Raw genomic sequence first — 16,101 nt, forward strand, 5'->3', positions numbered from 1 at the left:
CTACTTTTCGGAATCATGGTTCGCTACCATGAGTCCCGTGTCCCGCCTGGAACCTGTGCTTCGGCAGATGGGGCGGGCGTGGGATGCTCCGCCTCGAACCGGCGATAGGCAGGCAACTGGTTGGTCCAGACATCTTCGGCCAGTTCGTTGACCCACTGGCGGTCGTGGTCGTTGTCGGCGGCAAGATAGAACATGCGGTTGTCGTCGACATAGGGCTTGGCCACCGAACGCTGGTTGAGCACCAATGTGACGCGCTCGCCGTACTGGATCGGCGCTGTGCGATGCAGGACGCCAAGGAACTGGCCGAGCGTCGCGTATTTCATCTTGTGATCGATGCGCATGATACGGTTGCGCGGGATTTCGCGTCCGGATTCGAGGATGGCGCGGCCGGTCTCGGAATCGTCGCAATAAATTTCGAGATGGCCGCCGACCAGCGGATCGCTGATCGACAGCGGAATGAGCTCGGTGACCGGAACGCCGTCGCAATGCCATTCGACGGCGCCATCCCTGGGATTCATGAAGGTGACGGTCGAGCCGACGATCGACAGCGGATAGGGCTCCAGCTTCGTGCCCATCATGTCAGACAGTCGCTCCAGGCGCAGCTTGTCGTGCAGCAATTCCTTGATTTCGGGGATGAAACGGTCAGCGCCGGTGATAAAGGTCAGGTCGAGATGCTTGTGCACAGCATGGCTCGCCTTGAGCTTCAGGGCAGCCTCCTCGATTGCGGCAAGCAGGGCCGGATCATAGCCATGAAGATACTGCGCAACGCCGAAACTCGACACTTTCCAGGCGGTTTCGTGTCCGATAATGGCCTCGCGGCTCATCGCATAGCGCAGTTCGGGTATGGTGTGTGCGTTCATTGTACTTCTCCAAGCGGGGGCAAACACTTGGTTAACAGTCGATTAAATTAGCCCCCCCTGTAAAATTAGGAATGCTAGTGCTACCGTAAGCCCAGCTTAAGGTCGAACCCAGTGCGTCTGCTCAGTCAGGTCAACCTCAATTCGCTGAAAATCGTGGAAAGTGCTGCAAGGCACGGCAATTTCACGCGCGCGGGCGAAGAGCAGTTTATCACCGCTTCCGCGGTCAGCCAGCGCGTCAAGAGCCTTGAGGACCAGCTGCGCTTCAAGATTTTCCAGCGCGGCGGCAATGCGGTGTCGCTGACGCCGGAGGGTGAGACCTATGTCTCGCGCGTTCGAGAGGCACTGGAGCGAATCGTCGCCGCCAGCATGGAAGCGACCGGGCAATCGCAGGAGCATGTGCTGAAAATATCCGTGCTGCCGACCTTTGCCGCGCGCTGGCTGTTTCCGCGCCTGCCGCTGTTTCAGCGGCGATATCCCGATATCGTGATGCGGGTTTCGACCTCCTACGCCACGCATGAGTTCACGACCTCCGATTTCGATCTCGAAATCCGCTATGGCGACGGCCACTTCAACGGGTTGCCATCCGATCTGCTGTTTCGGGAAGACCTGACGCCGGTGTGCAGCCGCAAGCTGTTCCATGAGGTTCTCGGCGACAAGCCGCTGTCGAAGGTGACCCCGGATGACCTCAAGCTCTTCACGCTATTGCATTCCGATACCTGCACCCAGAACTGGCAATCCTGGCTGGCTTTCTCCGGCGCCAGCTTCGTGCTCAGTGAGACCAAGAGCATCTATTTCGACTCGTGCATGATGTCCTACGAGGCGGCCAATGCCGGAATGGGTTTCGCCGTCGCCAACCGCGCCTACATGGCCAGCGACATCCGCGCCGAAAGGCTGGTCGCTCCCTTTGCCGTCCACCACCCGAACACGGCCGGCTGGTATTTCGTCTCCCCGCACAAGAGCCTGGCCGCACGCAAGGTGCAGCTGTTCAAACAATGGGTAATGGCGGAAGCGGCCTTGACGCAGCGCCAATTGGATAGCGAAATCAGAGACTTGGCTGCTGAAGCTGTCTGAAATTCGGATCGTCCCTCGATGACGGCGCGAGCCGCCAGCTCTCGAATCCAGAACGAAAACAACGGGATCAGGCGAAAGCCCTGCCCTCCTCCGTGCGCTGGAAATGCGCCAGATCGAGTTGCACGGAAGGGCGACCGAGAACCGTGAGGATCATATGCGCCTGACCGCGATGATGGGTCTGGTGGTTGAAGACATGAGCGAGCGCCGGCGCCAGGCGCTGCGAGACGGTGCGCATGTCCGATACGGTCATATAGGTGAAGCGGCCCGACAGCGCCTTGTCGCTCAAGCCGGCGAGCCAGTCGATGATCCGCCGATCCTCCGCCTCGCGCGCCGTCCTCAAATCGGGCAAGGTGCGATGCAGCACGGCGTCCAGCGCCGTCGGCGCGTCGCCTTCGCCGGTGAAGCGCTTCATCCAGATGCGATCGGCGGCGAGCAGGTGGTTGAGCGTGCCCATCAGCGAGCCGAAGAAGGCGCCGACATCGCGGTTGAATTCCTCCTCATCGAGATCGGTCGCCGCGGCATAGATGCGGCCATTGGCCCATTGATTGTAGGCCGCAAACATCATGAAGTGCTGTTTCATCTTTTCTCCCGCCGCCCGTCTCGGGGTGTCGCGAGCGATACCTAGACCGCAAAGGGACCCGCGCCAATGACCATTCTGCTTTATGATCTCGTCGGGCGTGACGAGAGCCGTCCGTTCAGCCCGCATTGCTGGAAGGCAACGATGGCGCTGGCCCACAAAGGCCTCGATGTCTCAACCGCGCCGACGCGTTTTCTCGAGGTCCCCACCATAGAAGGCGGCGCTTCGAAAAGCGTTCCGGTGATCCGCGACGGCGACAAGGTGGTCATCGATTCCTTCGCCATCGCGCTCTATCTAGACGAAGCCTATCCGGACCGGCCGACGCTGTTTGGCGGCGAAGGCGGCAAGGCGATGGCGCGCTTCATCGAGCGCTGGTCGCAATTGACCATCCATCCCTACGTCACCACGGCCGCGCTCACCGACCTCCATGCCATGCAGGACGAAGAGAACGCCGTGTATTTCCGGCAGAGCCGGGAGCAGCGCCTCGGCAAGCCGTTGGAAGATGTCGTCGCGGCACGCGACGGCGGATTGGCGGCGTTTCGGGCCTCGCTTGAGCCGCTGCGATCAATGCTGAGCTATCAGCCCTTTATCGGCGGTGCCTCGCCGCTGTTTGCGGACTATATCGTCTTCGGCGCGCTGCAATGGGCGCGCATTGCCACCCCTTATCAGCTGCTCGAAAACAGCGACGTGGCGGCGCAATGGTTCAGCCGCTGCCTCGACCTGCATGGCGGGCTGGGACGAAAGGTGGCGGCGGCGGCGTGACGGCCGCAAAACGCCCGCCCTGCCCGCAAGGCAGCTCGGGCGCCGTCAATCCGTGGCGAAGACCAGCTGCGGGATAGCAGGCTTACTTGGCCGCCTTCTTTGGCTTGCCGGTTTTCGGCTTGCTGGCTTTCGTGGCGGCCTTTTCTTCCTTGGGCGCGGCCTTGGCCTTGCCAGCGCCAGATGCCTTCCTGGCTGGCGTCTTGGCCGCCGACGGCTTGGCCGCGTCCTCCCGATCGATGTCGGCCGCCGCCTGGTGCCAATGGCGTTCGTGGTGACCGGCCGGTTGCCCTTCTTCCTGCCAGATCTGATGTGCGCGGTTGCGAATGCGCTCCTGACGATCGTCTGCCATGGTCATGTTGTCTCCATTCGGGCCGACTTCAGCGCGGCGCCGATACGCGACTATAGCAAGCAAAGCGTTGCTGTGCAGCCGTCTGATCCGGCCTAGGGGCTGCCGGCCCGACATCGAAGCACCTCGCCGGTCCGGCGCTCCGCGATGGGTGCTCTTCACGCGCGAGGCCAGGCAATTGGCTTTCCGTCCGCTTCGCGGACCGGTTCCCTGCCCTTCGCTATCGCTGCGGGCGTTCGTCGCTCGGAAAGCCAAGCAATTGGCTTTCCGTCCGCTTCGCGGACCGGTTCCCTGCCCTTCGCTGTCACTGCGGGCGTTCGTCGCTCGGAAAGCCAAGCAATTGGCTTTCCGTCCGCTTCGCGGACCGGTTCCCTGCCCTTCGCTGTCACTGCGGGCGTTCGTCGCTCGGAAAGCCAAGCAATTGGCTTTCCGTCCGCTTCGCGGACCGGTTCCCTGCCCTTCGCTGTCGCTGCGGGCGTTCGTCGCTCGGAAAGCCAAGCAATTGGCTTTCCGTCCGCTTCGCGGACCGCTCCTCACCCCTTGGCAATGGGTCGGGCGGCTTGTATAGAGCCCGCCACTCTCAATTCCATTCTCAGACAAGGACGACCCATGGCGCTCGAACGCACCTTCTCCATGATCAAGCCGGACGCAACCCGGCGCAACCTCACCGGCGCCATCACCAAGATGCTCGAGGACGCCGGCCTGCGCGTCATCGCTTCGCGCCGTGTGTGGATGAGCCGCCGCGAGGCGGAAGGCTTTTACGCTGTCCACAAGGACCGCCCGTTCTTCGGCGAACTGGTCGAGTTCATGTCCTCGGCTCCGACGATCGTCCAGGTTCTGGAGGGCGAGAACGCCATTGCCAGGAACCGCGAAGTGATGGGTGCCACCAACCCGGCCAACGCCGCCGAAGGCACCATCCGCAAGGTGCATGCGCTGTCGATCGGCGAGAATTCGGTGCACGGCTCCGACGCGCCGGAAACCGCCGCGCAGGAAATCAAGTACTGGTTCTCGGACACCGAGATCGTCGGCTGAGCCGACACTGCCAAGTCCTACGTGAAAAGGCCGGCACCTCGCCGGCCTTTTTCATTGGCGGTCAGCTCGCGGCGCTGAAGCGAAGGATTTCGCGGCCGTTCTTGTCCGATATGGTGAGCTTGCCGGCATCGACCTTGTAGGACGCGGCCCTGGCCAAGGCATCGAACAGCGCCTTTTCCTCGGCCATCACCTCGGACGCGCAGGCCTTGTAGGTCGAACCGATGTTGCTGATCGCGATCGCCTGGCCATCGACCTTCGCTGTGGCAAAATAGGCGTTGCAGGGGCCACTGCCGCCGGCCTTGCCAGCCTCGCTGACCCTGAACGTCGCCTGCGGCGCGGTGATGGCGCCGAAGCCGTCGACATAGTCGGCCACCCAGAGCTGACCAAAGACGGAAGCCGTCGGCTCGCCGCCTGGCGCGACCATCTTGAGCATGATGGTTTGCGGTGCGCCGGCCAGCGGATCGAGCTGGTGGCGCACATCGGAAATGAACATCAACTTGCCGTCGACAGTGATCCGCGCCTGCAGCGCATAGGTCATCTGTGACCGGATCGCCGCTGGATCGAATTTGATCTCGAAGCTGATCGGCACCTGGCCGGTCGGCTTGATGGTCTGCTCGCCGATGACCCTGGCCGGCGCGTCGGCCAGCGAGACATCGACAAGCTGGACGGAAAGCGCGGCGCTGGGCGGCAGGGCGATGCGCTCGCGATAGATCACCTCGCCTCTCACCGCCTTCTCGGCGGCCACGGACAGTTCCGGCACCGCCAGGATACCGACGATCAGAGGCACGAAACCGAAGACGAAGAACTCCGCGAGCCTGTCCAGCATGACCACCTCCCTTGCCAGGGATCGCCAATCCCCGGGCTGCCAATGGCTGACCACGCCGTCCATCTGGCCAAAGGATTGCGGTCAATGCATGGCTGCGACGGGGATTTATTCGGAAGGCGACTTCCAGCGCCCTGCCGCTTCGGCATCGATTTCCTTGGCCTCGACCCAGCCGCCTTCCGAGCCATCGGCGCGATGCTCCTTCTTCCAGAAGGGTGCACGCGACTTCAGATAATCCATGAGGAAATTCGCCGCATCGAACGCCGCCTGGCGATGGGCCGAGGCGGCCACCACCAGCACAATATTCTGACCCGGGGCGATCTTGCCATGGCGGTGGATGACGGTGAGGCCTTGCAGCGGCCAGCGCTGAACCGCCTCAGCGGCGATACGACCGATCTCGGCTTCCGCCATGCCGGGATAATGCTCGAGTTCCAGTGCTGACAGGGAGCCCTGCTCATCCCGACAAAGACCGGAGAATGTGACCACCGCGCCGATATCGGCGCGGCCTTGCGTCAGCCCGGCAATCTCGGCGGCGACGTCGAAATCCTGGCGCTGGATGCGCACGCTCGGCACAAGTACGGCCGACATGAGTATCAGCCCCCGGTCATGGGCGGGAACAGCGCGATCTCGCGTGCGCCCGATATCTTCTCGCGGTGGTCGACATGTTCCTGATTGATGGCAACGCGAATCACGTCGGGATACTGCAGCGCATGCTCGTAGCCCTCGCCACGCGATTGCAGCCAGCGCAACAGGTCGGCGACCGTCTCGATGCCGGCCGGCAATTCAACGTCTTCCTCCGATGTGCCGATCCGTTCGCGCACCCAGGCGAAATAGATGAGACGGGTCGTCATCTCACTCATCCATGATGTGCTTGAGGCCGGCGCGGAAATAGTCGTAGCCGGTGTAGAGCGTGACGAGCGCCGCGATCCACAGCAGCACCAGGCCGGTCTGCGTGGTCAGCGGGAATATCTTGTCGCCGGCCGGACCCGCCAGCAGGAAGGCGATGGCGACCATCTGGATGGTGGTCTTCCACTTGGCAAGCTGCGTCACCGGCACCGAGACCTTGAGCGCCGCCAGATATTCACGCAGGCCCGAAACCAGGATTTCGCGGCACAGGATGATGATCGCCGCCCACAGCGACCAGCCGGCGATGCCGGCATGACGATCGGTGTCGGCCGCCAGCAGCAAAAGGCACGTCGCGACCAGCAGCTTGTCGGCGATCGGATCGAGCATCTTGCCGATGTTGGAGGTCTGCTGCCAGGCGCGCGCAAAATAACCGTCGAAATAGTCGGTTATGGATGCGAGCAGGAAAATGATCAGCGCCAACCAGCGGGCGAAGTCGCTGGATTTGAGATGGCCTTCGAGAAAAAAGCACAGCACCACCAGCGGCACCGCGATAATGCGGGCGTAGGTCAGTATGTTGGGCAAGTTGAACGCGCGCTGGGCCATGTCTGGGGGACTCTTTCTGCCTGCGTACTCAAATCAGAAGCGAATGTAGGGGGTCAACAGGCCAGATTCGACTGACCAGCTGAAACTGCCGAATTTTTCAACTTTCGTGAAAATGATTGTAGACCAGCTTGGCGACCTGTTCGGAAATGCCGTCGACTTTCCTCAAATCCTCTATTGCCGCACGGCTGACCGCCTTGGCGGTGCCGAATGCCAGCAGCAGCGCCCGCTTGCGGCCGGGACCGATGCCGGCAATCTCATCGAGCGGGCTCTTGACCATTTCCTTCTTGCGCCGCGCCCGGTGCGAACCGATGGCGAAGCGATGGACTTCGTCGCGCAGGCGCTGCACGAAATAGAGCACGGGATCGCGCACCGGCAGCGAAAACGAATCCCTGCCCTTGACGAAAAAACGTTCGCGGCCGGCATCGCGGTCCTGGCCCTTGGCGATGCCGATGGCCACGACGCGGTCCTCGATGCCGAGATCGGCGAGAATCTTGCGCACCGCCGTCATCTGGCCCTGACCACCGTCGATCAGGATGACGTCGGGCCAGGCCGGAAAGCTGCCGGAGATGTCGTCATCGATATCATCGGCCGCCTCGCCTGCCGCGGTCTCGTCGGCCACGGCAACATCGCCATGCTCCTTGAGCAGCCGCGAAAAGCGCCGCTCCATCACCTCGCGCATCATGCCGAAATCGTCGCCCGGCGTGATCTCGGTCGAGCGGATATTGAATTTCCGGTACTGGTTTTTGACAAAACCTTCCGGCCCCGCGACCACCATGGCGCCGACGGCATTGGTGCCCATGATGTGCGAGTTGTCGTACACTTCGATGCGCACCGGCGGCTTGGCCAGCCCGAAGGTCTCGGCGAAGCCGGCAAGCAATCGTCCTTGCGTTGACGTTTCGGCCAGCCTGCGGCCCAACGCCTCCCTGGCGTTCTGAAGGGCGTTGTCGGTCAGGTCCTTCTTCTCGCCGCGCTGCGGCACCGAGATCGCCACCTTGCGGCCGGCGCGGGTGGAGAGCGCCTCGGCCAGCAGCTCCTGGTCTTCGACCCCACGCGACAGCAGAATGGCACGTGGCGTCGGCTTGTCGTCGTAGAACTGCGCCAGGAACGAGCCCAGCACTTCCGATCCCTCCAGTGCCGGGTCGGCCTTGGGGAAATAGGCGCGGTTGCCCCAGTTCTGGCCGGTGCGGAAGAAAAAGACCTGGATGCAGACCTGGCCACCTTCCTGATGGATGGCGAAGACATCGGCTTCGTCGACGGTCTGCGGGTTGATGCCCTGATGGCTCTGCACATGCGACAGGGCCGCCAGCCGATCGCGATAGATGGCGGCGCGCTCGAAATCGAGGTCTTCGGACGCCTGCTGCATGGCGGCTGAAATTTCGGTCTTCACCTTCTGGCTGCGGCCGGACAAGAAATCCTTCGCTTCGGCGACCAGCTCGGCGTAGCCCTCATGCGAGATCTCGCCGGTGCAAGGGCCCGCGCAGCGCTTGATCTGGTAGAGAAGGCACGGCCGGGTGCGGTTCTCGTAAAAGGAGTTGGTGCAGCTCCTGAGCAGGAAGGCGCGCTGCAGCGAATTGATGGTGCGGCCGACGGCGCCGGCCGAAGCAAAGGGGCCGAAGTAATCGCCCTTTCGCGACCGCGCGCCACGATGCTTGTAGATGCCGGGCGAGACGTGATCGCCGGTCAAAAGGATATACGGAAACGACTTGTCGTCGCGCATCAGCACGTTGAATCGCGGCCGCAAGCGCTTGATAAGGTTGGCTTCAAGCAGCAGCGCTTCGATTTCGGTGCGGGTGACGACGAACTCCATCGTCGCCGTCTCGCGCACCATGCGGCCGATGCGATTGGTGTGGAACCGGCCTTGCGCGTAGTTGGTGACGCGCTTCTTCAGGCTGCGCGCCTTGCCGACATAGAGCACGTCGCCGGCGGCGTTCATCATGCGGTATACGCCGGGGGCATTGGGCAGCCGCTTGACCAGCGTCTGGATCACCTCGGCGCCGACCATGCCTTCGGCATCGCCGGCATGCGGCGTCCAGTCGATGGCCGTGAAGGCGACATCCGGGCCGGCTGGTTCGACGATCTCCTCCAGCGCCTCGTCCTCGAGGTCGATTTCGGGAGGAAGATCATCGGCGCCGCCACGCACCTTGTTTTTGTGATCCAGTGGACTCATTCCGCCATGCCTGTCACATCGGGCGTCTGCCACGCAAGATGCTGGCCGCCATCAAGCGCGATCATCTGGCCGGTGACCGAGCGCGCATCCCAGAGATAGCGGATGGTGGCGCCGAATTCAGGCAATTCCGGGCCGCGCTTCAGGATCAGGCCGGCGACCTGCGCGTCAAAATCGGAATCATCCTGGCGCATGTTCTTCAACGTCGGCCCCGGACCGATCGCGTTGACACGAATCTTTGGGCCCAGCGCCTGCGCCAACATCTGCGTTTGCGTCCACAGGGCGGATTTGGACAGCGCATAGGAAAAATAGCGCGGCGTCGGCCGCCAGACGCGTTGGTCGATGATGTTGACGATCAGCCCCTCCTGCCCTTTCGGCAAGGCGCGGGCGAAATTCTGCGCCAACAGCGCCGGCGTCTTCACATGAATGGCAAAGTGGCGGTCCCAGGCCTGCCAGTCGAAATCGTCAACGGAATCATCGACAAAGAGCGAAGCGTTGTTGACCAGAAGTGAGATGGGCCCCAGCGCGACTTCCGCCTGGCCGACGAGGTCGCTGACGGCATCCATATCGGTCAGGTCGGCGCTCACCACCGCCGCGCGGCCGCCGGACTGGTTAATCCCCGCGGCCAAGGCGTCAGCCTCACCGCGCGAGCGATTGGCGTGGATGGCGACTGCAAAACCATGGCCGGCGAGGTCCTCAACGATCGCCCTTCCGATCCGTTTCGCCCCGCCGGTCACCAGCGCCGCGGTGGCTTTGCTCATATTCAGTCAATCCTCAATTTCGGCACAAAAAGACGGCGCCGGCAAAATATGGCCCGCCATCCATTAAATGGCGTTCGCACCTGGGGCAACATTGTGGCGAAACCGCCTGGCGGGCATTCAGACTCGCCCCGCAACAAGGCCAGTCACATCCCCATATAGGGCGGTGGACTCCTTGCACCAAGCGGTGTGCAGCGCAACATGGCCAAGCTGCTGACATTTCGCTGTTGCGAAGATGCAACGTCAAGGTTCTGCCTCATTCGCGCCGGGGAATGACCCAAGTTCAGGTTCGCTTCAGCCGCATTTTGACACGACATTTGGAACCGACGAGCGCCAGATCCGTTTCACCCCCCGGACGGGTTGATGGCGATCGTAAGAAACAAGCCTGTGTCCTGTGGCTTAAGGAGTAAAGAACAATGCAAGCCAATCTCAAATTCGCACGGCCGCTGGCCGTCGCGCTCGGGCTCTTCGCCCTCGGTGGAACCGCTTATGCCGCGGACGTCGTTCAGGAAGAGCCGCCGGCACCCGCTCCGGTTGCCGAACTGCCCGTCGCATCCTGGGCCGGCCCCTATGCCGGTATCAACCTCGGCTATGGCTTTTCCGGCCGTACCAAGGAAAAGGATCTCGGCTTCGAAACCGATACCAAGGGTTTTGTGGGCAGCGTCTTCGGCGGCTATCAGTGGCAGCAGGAGAACTTCGTGTACGGCGGTGAAGCCGAACTCGGCTACAACGGCGTCAAGGGTGACGACAACGGCATCCACTCCAAGGGTGGCTTCGAAGGTTCGCTGCGTGCCCGTCTCGGTTACGCCGTGACCCCGGAAATCCTGCTCTATGGCACCGGCGGTCTCGCTGGCAAAAGCCTGAAGGTTGATGACTCCGACATTCCGGCCAGCGACCGCGCTACGATGCTCGGCTGGACCGCCGGCGTCGGCACCGACATCAAGCTGACCGACAATGTGTTCGGCCGTGTCGAGTATCGCTACACCGACTTCGGCTCGAAGAGCTTCGACGGTATCGGTAAGGTCAAGGCCACCGACAACCGCGTCACCTTCGGCGTCGGTATGAAGTTCTAAGTCGTTCAAGCCACGACACGAAAAGGCCGGGCCTCGCGCCCGGCTTTTTTTGTGGCCGCCGGTCACCCCGGGATCGCGGACTTCAACTCCGGGAATTTCTCGTCGAAACGCGCCGCCCAGCGGGTCAACCGGCCGCGGCCCTTTTCCCATTTGCCGGCAAAGCGCAGTGAGAGGTAACCGAGGCAAGCCCGCAATGCCATCTGGCCTGCGGTGATCTTCTTCGGCAGTTTCGGCGGATTGGCGTTGAGCAGGTCGAGTGCTGCCGTGATCTTCGCCCACTGGCGGTCGAGCCAGGGCTGGTAGACCATCTCGTCTGGCCGCGTGCGGCGCTCGTAGACCATCGACAGCGCGCAATCACAAATGCCGTCGGCCAGCGCCTCCAGCACTTCCGCTTCCAGCCGCTTGTCGGGATTGCGCGGAAACAACGCGTTCTTCGAAATCCGGTTGAGGTGCTGGGTAATGGCGCGGCTGTCGTGAATCGAACGGCCGTCATCGAGCACCAGTACCGGGATCTTGCCGAGCGGATTGGCACCGATCAGTTCGGCCGGTCGGTCCTCGGTCTTGACCGGCACCAGATCGATCACGATCCCGGCATAGGCCGCAGCCATCCTGACCTTGGAGCTGTAGGGAGAGGTGGATGCGTAGAGCAGCTTCGGCATGATCGGTTTCCTGGTTGCGGACGTCCAGTGTTGACTGGACAATCACTTGCGATCAACCGCCAGAGCACAAAAAAAGAACTGCCAGAAACCGGTTGCGGTTTCCTTCCCAGGCATCAGCCTACAGAGGGGTACGCCGGAAACACGAGCGAGCGGCAGGTTGATAGTATTCAGACCTGCATTCCATCTCACCAACCCAGGCACTGCGCCGGGGCCTTCGCCAAGCGCGGCAAGGATACAGTCCGACGGGCGAGCGAGGCAGCCAACCGGCGCCTCGCTTTGCTTGCCCCATTCGGTCTCATCCCGATGTTCAGCCCCGAGGGCTGAACCCGCTGCCGGACTTGCGTCAATCCAGTGCGTCAGAGCGTCCTTGCCGAGCCCCGAAGGACACGCGACGCCCCAACGACCGGTCTACTTCTTGGCCGGAGCCTTGGCCTTCGCAGGCGCTGCCTTGGCCTTCGGCGCGGCGGCTTTCTTCACCGCGGGCTTTGTAGCGGCCGCTGCTGCTTTCGCTGCCGGCTTTGCCGCTGCTTTCACGGCGGGCTTTGCCACAGCCTTCGCGGCGGGCTTTGCCGCAGCCTTGGCGGGAGCTGCCTTTTTGGCCGCGGGTTTTGCCGCCGCCTTGGCCGCGGGCTTCTTCGACGGTGCTGCCTTCGCTGCGGGCTTCGCCACTGCCTTGGCGGGCGCCGCCTTCTTCACTGCTGGCTTCGCCACAGCCTTGGCCGCTGCCGGCTTCTTGGCCGGTGCTGCCTTCGCCGCGGGCTTTGCCGCCGCCTTCGCGGGCGCTGCTTTCTTCACTGCCGTTGCGGCCTTCGCCGCGACTGCTTTTGCGGGTGCTTTCTTTGCCGGTGCTTTGGATGCCGGCGCTTTAGATGACTGCTTAGCCATGTCATGCCCCTTCACGTTATGCCGATGGCCGTGAATGACCCCGGCGCGCAATGCATATCTGACTCGCGGCTCGCTAGCCAGCGAAGCAATGGTATGATTTTCTCAGCTTAAATTTTCGTTGAGATCGAGACGCGATCGCACTCATCATCGCAAAAATCCGTCGCTGATCTTCTGATACCGCCGACAATTTGACACCGGCATTTTCGATGCGAACCCATCACCGAACTACGAAGACTAGCGAGCAGCTTTAGGCATGATCGCCGGCCGTGAATATCATGACCTACCGCCTCATCAACGCGATCATCTTCAGCAAGCGAGCGATCTATGGGGATCACGAGCACGATACGAAGACCGATCCGAGGATCACCTTGTCAAGCGCGCATCCGTACCTCCAATTGACAGATAACTCTGCAAAGCAGAGTATTCTGCAAGAGATGATCGCGCTTTGCGATCGCGCAAGAGGCAAGTGACGGCGCCGCTTCCCGAGAGCGCCGTGCCACATGACAGTCCAAGGCTTGCCGCATTGGAGCCCATCGATGAGCGCCGACGACATCATCCACCAGAGTACGCGACTCAGGATCATGGCCATCCTCAACGCGCTGGAAAGGCGCGAGGCACTGGAGTTCACCCAGTTGAAGATCATGGTCGAAGCCACCGACGGAAATCTCGGGGCACACCTCGATACGCTGGCCAGGGCGGGCTATGTCGATATTGAAAAGCTTTTCGTCGGTCGACGGCCGCAGACACGGGTCAAGGCAACAACGATCGGGCGGCGGGCCTTTCGCGGCCACATAGCCTTCCTTCGCAAGATCATCGATCAGGCGGAGGCAACGCGGCGCGGCAAATAGATTCAGCGAACACCGTTGACGCGTCGCGACGACGGCGGCGGCCCGCATGCAGGCAAGGCGCATGGATTTTCGTCACGGCTGATAGCCCAGGCAGATGGCGCCGAGCACCACGACGGCGCAGGCGCCGACCCGCCGGGGCGTCAGCGTCTCGCCGAGCAACAGCCGGCCGATGAAAGCCGCAAAGACGACACTGGTCTCGCGGATCGCGGTGATCGGACCGGCAGGTCCGAGCGCGAAGGCCGTCACCACGACGCCATAGGCCAGAAGCGAGAACAGGCCGCCGCCAAGTGCCTTCCAGGTTTCCGGCGCCCGCGGGTCGAAAGCAAGCCGGCCACGACTGGCGACGAAGGTCGCCGGCAGCAATACGCCATAGGCCAGCAGGACCCAGGCGGTGTAGGCGCCGACATTGCCCGCCGCGCGAACGCCGATTGCATCGACAGTCGCATAGGCGGCGATGATTGCTCCCGTCGCCAGCGCATAGAGGATCGATGTCGTGGCGGCTCTTCCTCGTCCGAGCGAAAGACCCATGATGCCGCTACCGACCAGGGCAACGCCGACGGTCTCCAGAACGGTGAGCTGCTGGCCGGCCAGCAGGAGGCCGCCAAGGGTGACGAGCAGAGGCACGCTGCCGCGAACAATCGGGTAGACCTGTCCCAATTCGCCATATCTGTAGGCGGCCACCAGAAACACGCTGTAGCCGACCTGCAGGCAGGCCGAGAGCCCGACATAGGGCAAGGCTGATGTGGCGGGAAAACCGTTGAAGACGGCAAGGGGAATGGCCAGCGCCGTGCTGGAGAAGCTCATCACGGTGACGGTCCACAATCTGTCGGCGCCCGTTCGCAGGAAAGCGTTCCAGCTTGCGTGCAGGATCGCCGCGAATAGCGCGAGCCCGACGACCAGCGGGCTCATTGCGGCCTGCGCGAGGCGGCGACGATATCCAGGGCGGCCTTGCGGGCTTCACGAAGGGCGGTATCCGCCTGCCCCATCTGCGCCATCAGGGTGGCCCCTTCGATCAGCATCAACAAGGTTGCCGCCACGTTTTCGGCGCGCCCGCGCGGCATCACCTGCGCGAGCATCGATCGCATGCGCTGCCTGAAGCCGTCCTTCTGCCTGGCGACGGCCTTGAATACGGCATGCCGCGGATCGCCGAACTCGGCCAGCGCATGCGCGAAGAGGCAGCCGTGGAAATCCGGGCTGCGGAACCAGCGGCCATGCCAGTCGAAAATCCTGGCGATCTTCTGCTCCGGCGTCATGCTCTCCCGCGCAAGCTGGTCGAGCTGATCGTCAAAGCGCCTGGCGCGGTAGTCGAGCACGGCGACGATCAACTCATCCTTGCTGGGGAAATGGCGATACATCGTCATCTTGGCCACATCGGCTTCGGCGATGATCCGGTCGATCCCGGTGGCATGGAAGCCGGCACGCTTGAACAGCGCATAAGCGGTTTCGACGACGTGCTGGCGTTTGTCGGAGACAGGCGGCGGTGTCATGATACGCACCAAGTGATGAGACAGGTCTGTCTCATACCTATGCGATGGATTTCACCTTCTGTCAACGCGGCACGAAAAACGCCTGCGGCTGATCAAGCCGCAGGCGCTAACGGGAATCGAGAATCGGAAGGGTGCGTCTAGCGCAGAACGCGGCAGCGGCCGTTATAGACCATCCAGCGGTCGAAGCCCGAGACGCAGAATTCGACATTGTCGCCGATCGAGGCAAAGCCCTGACCTTCCTCGATCAGGTACCAGATGGACCTGTCGCGCCCGTCGGACAGGCTGACGGTGGCCCCGCAATAGCGGCGGCCGATCGGCCAGGTGTCGTCGGCCGGCAGATAGCGGTGCTGATGGATACGCCGGAAATCGATGATCTGCACATCCGGCAGATGGGGCACATGATGCACCTGGTAGGAGAAGCGGGAGGTGATCTTGCTCAGCACCCAGGGCTGGCCGCAGACGCCGCCATCGTCCTCCGAATAGACGCCAAGGTCAGCCGCCTGGACCGCATGGGTAATGCCAAGAGGCGCGGCGAGCGGGGTACAGAGCGAAATCAGGGCAGCAAGTGCGGATTTGGCGAAGCGAGTCATGACAGCCTCTCAAGGTCGATTGCGCGCACTGTGCGGATTCACTTGGCGTCGGTCAAGCGGTTGCTCAGACAATGGTTTCCAGAAACGAGCTGGAGCGTCTACCAACGTACCTGCCGGCTGCGCGTTCCTTCCAGTATCAGTCTTCCGGAAGAAAGGCGGGGTTGAAGACGACTTCCCAGAGATGGTCATCCGGATCCTGGAAATAACCGGCATAGCCGCCCCAGAACGTAGTCTGGGCCGGCTTGACGAGACGCGCGCCTGCCCTGACGGCCTGCGCCATCACGGCATCAACCTCGGCCTCGCTCGTGACATTGTGACCGATGGTGAACTCGGTCGGGCTGCGGCCGGTCTGGCCGATGCCGGCGTCTCGGGCGATGTTGGGACGTTCGAAGATCGCGAACTTCAAGCCGCCCTGCAGATCGAAGAAGGCCACGGCGCCATGCTCGAACTCCCTGCCGATGATGCCCTCGGTCGGAAGCCCAAGTCCGTCTCGATAGAATTCGAGCGACGCCTCCAGATTGTCTACACCAAGGGTGACGACACTGATGCGAGCTTTCATTTTGATTTCTCCTTTCTATATTCACGTTTCTATATTCACGACTTACGCGGTGACGTCAGCGCGGATGCGGTCGCTAATGCCAGCGGAAGGCTTCACGTGATTTGCCATTGCCGGAGCGGCGCGCATTGAAGATTTCGGCCAAAATGGCAGAGAGAGCG

At 62.4% G+C, this 16,101-nt stretch carries 21 protein-coding genes; 7 read left to right on the forward strand and 14 right to left on the reverse strand.

Features of this window, described 5'->3' with window-relative positions; translation table 11 throughout:
• Nucleotides 1–23: 23 nt before the first annotated feature.
• Complete coding sequence (locus tag EB230_RS24250) at nt 24–860, reverse strand: hypothetical protein (RefSeq protein ID WP_056563145.1); 837 nt, start codon at nt 858–860, stop codon at nt 24–26.
• Between the two features lie 111 nt (nt 861–971).
• Between EB230_RS24250 and EB230_RS24255 the strand changes: the two genes are divergently transcribed.
• Entirely contained in the window at nt 972–1,931 is a 960-nt protein-coding gene (locus EB230_RS24255) for a LysR substrate-binding domain-containing protein (RefSeq protein WP_056563148.1), read from the forward strand.
• Nucleotides 1,932–1,998: 67 nt separating this feature from the next.
• Here the strand turns inward: EB230_RS24255 and EB230_RS24260 are convergent, their stop codons facing one another.
• On the reverse strand, nt 1,999–2,511 hold the full coding sequence (locus EB230_RS24260; RefSeq protein WP_056563151.1) for a DinB family protein: 513 nt from the start codon (nt 2,509–2,511) through the stop codon (nt 1,999–2,001).
• A 66-nt stretch (nt 2,512–2,577) separates the two neighbouring features.
• On the opposite strand from EB230_RS24260, the gene EB230_RS24265 reads away from it, so the two are divergent.
• The gene (locus EB230_RS24265; protein WP_056563153.1) at nt 2,578–3,270 is read left to right on the forward strand and encodes a glutathione S-transferase family protein; all 693 of its coding nucleotides are present in this window, start codon (nt 2,578–2,580) and stop codon (nt 3,268–3,270) included.
• Between the two features lie 82 nt (nt 3,271–3,352).
• Here the strand turns inward: EB230_RS24265 and EB230_RS24270 are convergent, their stop codons facing one another.
• Nucleotides 3,353–3,733 (reverse strand): DUF2934 domain-containing protein, encoded by a 381-nt coding sequence (locus EB230_RS24270; protein WP_244493889.1) that lies wholly within the window; start codon nt 3,731–3,733, stop codon nt 3,353–3,355.
• A gap of 492 nt (nt 3,734–4,225) precedes the next feature.
• Between EB230_RS24270 and ndk the strand changes: the two genes are divergently transcribed.
• Nucleotides 4,226–4,648 carry a nucleoside-diphosphate kinase gene (gene ndk / locus EB230_RS24275; RefSeq protein WP_010915217.1) on the forward strand — a complete coding sequence of 141 codons (423 nt, stop codon included), beginning with the start codon at nt 4,226–4,228 and terminating at the stop codon, nt 4,646–4,648.
• A 61-nt stretch (nt 4,649–4,709) separates the two neighbouring features.
• Here ndk and EB230_RS24280 read toward each other — a convergent pair whose 3' ends face one another.
• The 6 genes from EB230_RS24280 to EB230_RS24305 all read right to left on the reverse strand — a co-directional run bounded on the left by EB230_RS24280 (nt 4,710) and on the right by EB230_RS24305 (nt 9,845).
• Nucleotides 4,710–5,474, reverse strand: a complete 765-nt coding sequence (locus EB230_RS24280; RefSeq protein ID WP_056565535.1) for a YbaY family lipoprotein — start codon at nt 5,472–5,474, stop codon at nt 4,710–4,712.
• Nucleotides 5,475–5,579: 105 nt separating this feature from the next.
• Complete coding sequence (locus tag EB230_RS24285; protein ID WP_056563156.1) at nt 5,580–6,059, reverse strand: molybdenum cofactor biosynthesis protein MoaE; 480 nt, start codon at nt 6,057–6,059, stop codon at nt 5,580–5,582.
• Nucleotides 6,060–6,064: 5 nt separating this feature from the next.
• Nucleotides 6,065–6,322 carry a molybdopterin converting factor subunit 1 gene (moaD, locus tag EB230_RS24290; RefSeq protein ID WP_056563159.1) on the reverse strand — a complete coding sequence of 86 codons (258 nt, stop codon included), beginning with the start codon at nt 6,320–6,322 and terminating at the stop codon, nt 6,065–6,067.
• A 1-nt stretch (nt 6,323) separates the two neighbouring features.
• Complete coding sequence (gene pgsA, locus EB230_RS24295; protein ID WP_056563161.1) at nt 6,324–6,920, reverse strand: CDP-diacylglycerol--glycerol-3-phosphate 3-phosphatidyltransferase; 597 nt, start codon at nt 6,918–6,920, stop codon at nt 6,324–6,326.
• 97 nt (nt 6,921–7,017) lie between these two features.
• Nucleotides 7,018–9,087, reverse strand: coding sequence for an excinuclease ABC subunit UvrC (gene uvrC, locus EB230_RS24300; protein ID WP_056563165.1), 2,070 nt, complete (start codon nt 9,085–9,087; stop codon nt 7,018–7,020).
• Nucleotides 9,084–9,845 carry an SDR family oxidoreductase gene (locus EB230_RS24305; RefSeq protein ID WP_056563166.1) on the reverse strand — a complete coding sequence of 254 codons (762 nt, stop codon included), beginning with the start codon at nt 9,843–9,845 and terminating at the stop codon, nt 9,084–9,086. Before EB230_RS24305 ends, uvrC begins: the two co-directional genes overlap by 4 nt.
• A 413-nt stretch (nt 9,846–10,258) precedes the next feature.
• On the opposite strand from EB230_RS24305, the gene EB230_RS24310 reads away from it, so the two are divergent.
• Nucleotides 10,259–10,915 carry an outer membrane protein gene (locus EB230_RS24310; RefSeq protein WP_056563168.1) on the forward strand — a complete coding sequence of 219 codons (657 nt, stop codon included), beginning with the start codon at nt 10,259–10,261 and terminating at the stop codon, nt 10,913–10,915.
• 62 nt (nt 10,916–10,977) lie between these two features.
• On the opposite strand, the gene EB230_RS24315 is transcribed toward EB230_RS24310, so the two are convergent.
• Complete coding sequence (locus tag EB230_RS24315) at nt 10,978–11,574, reverse strand: glutathione S-transferase (RefSeq protein WP_056563171.1); 597 nt, start codon at nt 11,572–11,574, stop codon at nt 10,978–10,980.
• A 448-nt stretch (nt 11,575–12,022) separates the two neighbouring features.
• Here EB230_RS24315 and EB230_RS24320 point away from each other — a divergent pair, with 448 nt between their 5' ends.
• The 3 genes from EB230_RS24320 to EB230_RS24330 all read left to right on the forward strand — a co-directional run bounded on the left by EB230_RS24320 (nt 12,023) and on the right by EB230_RS24330 (nt 13,307).
• Nucleotides 12,023–12,493, forward strand: coding sequence for a hypothetical protein (locus EB230_RS24320; protein WP_155772381.1), 471 nt, complete (start codon nt 12,023–12,025; stop codon nt 12,491–12,493).
• Between the two features lie 241 nt (nt 12,494–12,734).
• Nucleotides 12,735–12,929 carry a hypothetical protein gene (locus tag EB230_RS24325; RefSeq protein WP_056563177.1) on the forward strand — a complete coding sequence of 65 codons (195 nt, stop codon included), beginning with the start codon at nt 12,735–12,737 and terminating at the stop codon, nt 12,927–12,929.
• 66 nt (nt 12,930–12,995) lie between these two features.
• Nucleotides 12,996–13,307 carry a transcriptional regulator gene (locus EB230_RS24330; RefSeq protein WP_056563180.1) on the forward strand — a complete coding sequence of 104 codons (312 nt, stop codon included), beginning with the start codon at nt 12,996–12,998 and terminating at the stop codon, nt 13,305–13,307.
• Nucleotides 13,308–13,379: 72 nt separating this feature from the next.
• On the opposite strand, the gene EB230_RS24335 is transcribed toward EB230_RS24330, so the two are convergent.
• From EB230_RS24335 to EB230_RS24350, 4 genes are all read right to left on the reverse strand, one after another.
• Nucleotides 13,380–14,216, reverse strand: a complete 837-nt coding sequence (locus EB230_RS24335) for a DMT family transporter (protein WP_172374094.1) — start codon at nt 14,214–14,216, stop codon at nt 13,380–13,382.
• On the reverse strand, nt 14,213–14,794 hold the full coding sequence (locus tag EB230_RS24340) for a TetR/AcrR family transcriptional regulator (protein WP_056563187.1): 582 nt from the start codon (nt 14,792–14,794) through the stop codon (nt 14,213–14,215). The genes EB230_RS24335 and EB230_RS24340 overlap by 4 nt, the downstream gene beginning before the upstream one ends.
• Nucleotides 14,795–14,931: 137 nt before the next feature.
• On the reverse strand, nt 14,932–15,384 hold the full coding sequence (locus tag EB230_RS24345) for a hypothetical protein (RefSeq protein ID WP_056563190.1): 453 nt from the start codon (nt 15,382–15,384) through the stop codon (nt 14,932–14,934).
• Nucleotides 15,385–15,520: 136 nt separating this feature from the next.
• Nucleotides 15,521–15,943, reverse strand: coding sequence for a VOC family protein (locus EB230_RS24350; protein WP_056563193.1), 423 nt, complete (start codon nt 15,941–15,943; stop codon nt 15,521–15,523).
• Nucleotides 15,944–16,101 lie beyond the last annotated feature (158 nt).

It is taken from the genome of Mesorhizobium sp. NZP2234 (assembly GCF_013170765.1).
Classification (GTDB): Bacteria; Pseudomonadota; Alphaproteobacteria; order Rhizobiales; family Rhizobiaceae; genus Mesorhizobium; species Mesorhizobium loti_D.

Excerpts from the sequence above, each read along its gene's own strand:
- EB230_RS24250 (WP_056563145.1), bottom strand. The coding sequence starts at position 860 with ATGAACGCACACACCATACCCGAACTGCGCTATGCGATGAGCCGCGAG.
- EB230_RS24335 (WP_172374094.1), bottom strand. The coding sequence starts at position 14,216 with ATGAGCCCGCTGGTCGTCGGGCTCGCGCTATTCGCGGCGATCCTGCAC.
- EB230_RS24315 (WP_056563171.1), bottom strand. The coding sequence starts at position 11,574 with ATGCCGAAGCTGCTCTACGCATCCACCTCTCCCTACAGCTCCAAGGTC.
- EB230_RS24345 (WP_056563190.1), bottom strand. The coding sequence starts at position 15,384 with ATGACTCGCTTCGCCAAATCCGCACTTGCTGCCCTGATTTCGCTCTGT.
- EB230_RS24265 (WP_056563153.1), top strand. The coding sequence starts at position 2,578 with ATGACCATTCTGCTTTATGATCTCGTCGGGCGTGACGAGAGCCGTCCG.
- EB230_RS24350 (WP_056563193.1), bottom strand. The coding sequence starts at position 15,943 with ATGAAAGCTCGCATCAGTGTCGTCACCCTTGGTGTAGACAATCTGGAG.
- EB230_RS24330 (WP_056563180.1), top strand. The coding sequence starts at position 12,996 with ATGAGCGCCGACGACATCATCCACCAGAGTACGCGACTCAGGATCATG.
- uvrC (WP_056563165.1), bottom strand. The coding sequence starts at position 9,087 with ATGAGTCCACTGGATCACAAAAACAAGGTGCGTGGCGGCGCCGATGAT.
- EB230_RS24340 (WP_056563187.1), bottom strand. The coding sequence starts at position 14,794 with ATGACACCGCCGCCTGTCTCCGACAAACGCCAGCACGTCGTCGAAACC.
- EB230_RS24280 (WP_056565535.1), bottom strand. The coding sequence starts at position 5,474 with ATGCTGGACAGGCTCGCGGAGTTCTTCGTCTTCGGTTTCGTGCCTCTG.
- EB230_RS24260 (WP_056563151.1), bottom strand. The coding sequence starts at position 2,511 with ATGAAACAGCACTTCATGATGTTTGCGGCCTACAATCAATGGGCCAAT.
- EB230_RS24310 (WP_056563168.1), top strand. The coding sequence starts at position 10,259 with ATGCAAGCCAATCTCAAATTCGCACGGCCGCTGGCCGTCGCGCTCGGG.
- pgsA (WP_056563161.1), bottom strand. The coding sequence starts at position 6,920 with ATGGCCCAGCGCGCGTTCAACTTGCCCAACATACTGACCTACGCCCGC.
- ndk (WP_010915217.1), top strand. The coding sequence starts at position 4,226 with ATGGCGCTCGAACGCACCTTCTCCATGATCAAGCCGGACGCAACCCGG.
- moaD (WP_056563159.1), bottom strand. The coding sequence starts at position 6,322 with ATGACGACCCGTCTCATCTATTTCGCCTGGGTGCGCGAACGGATCGGC.
- EB230_RS24305 (WP_056563166.1), bottom strand. The coding sequence starts at position 9,845 with ATGAGCAAAGCCACCGCGGCGCTGGTGACCGGCGGGGCGAAACGGATC.
- EB230_RS24285 (WP_056563156.1), bottom strand. The coding sequence starts at position 6,059 with ATGTCGGCCGTACTTGTGCCGAGCGTGCGCATCCAGCGCCAGGATTTC.
- EB230_RS24325 (WP_056563177.1), top strand. The coding sequence starts at position 12,735 with ATGACCTACCGCCTCATCAACGCGATCATCTTCAGCAAGCGAGCGATC.
- EB230_RS24270 (WP_244493889.1), bottom strand. The coding sequence starts at position 3,733 with ATGTCGGGCCGGCAGCCCCTAGGCCGGATCAGACGGCTGCACAGCAAC.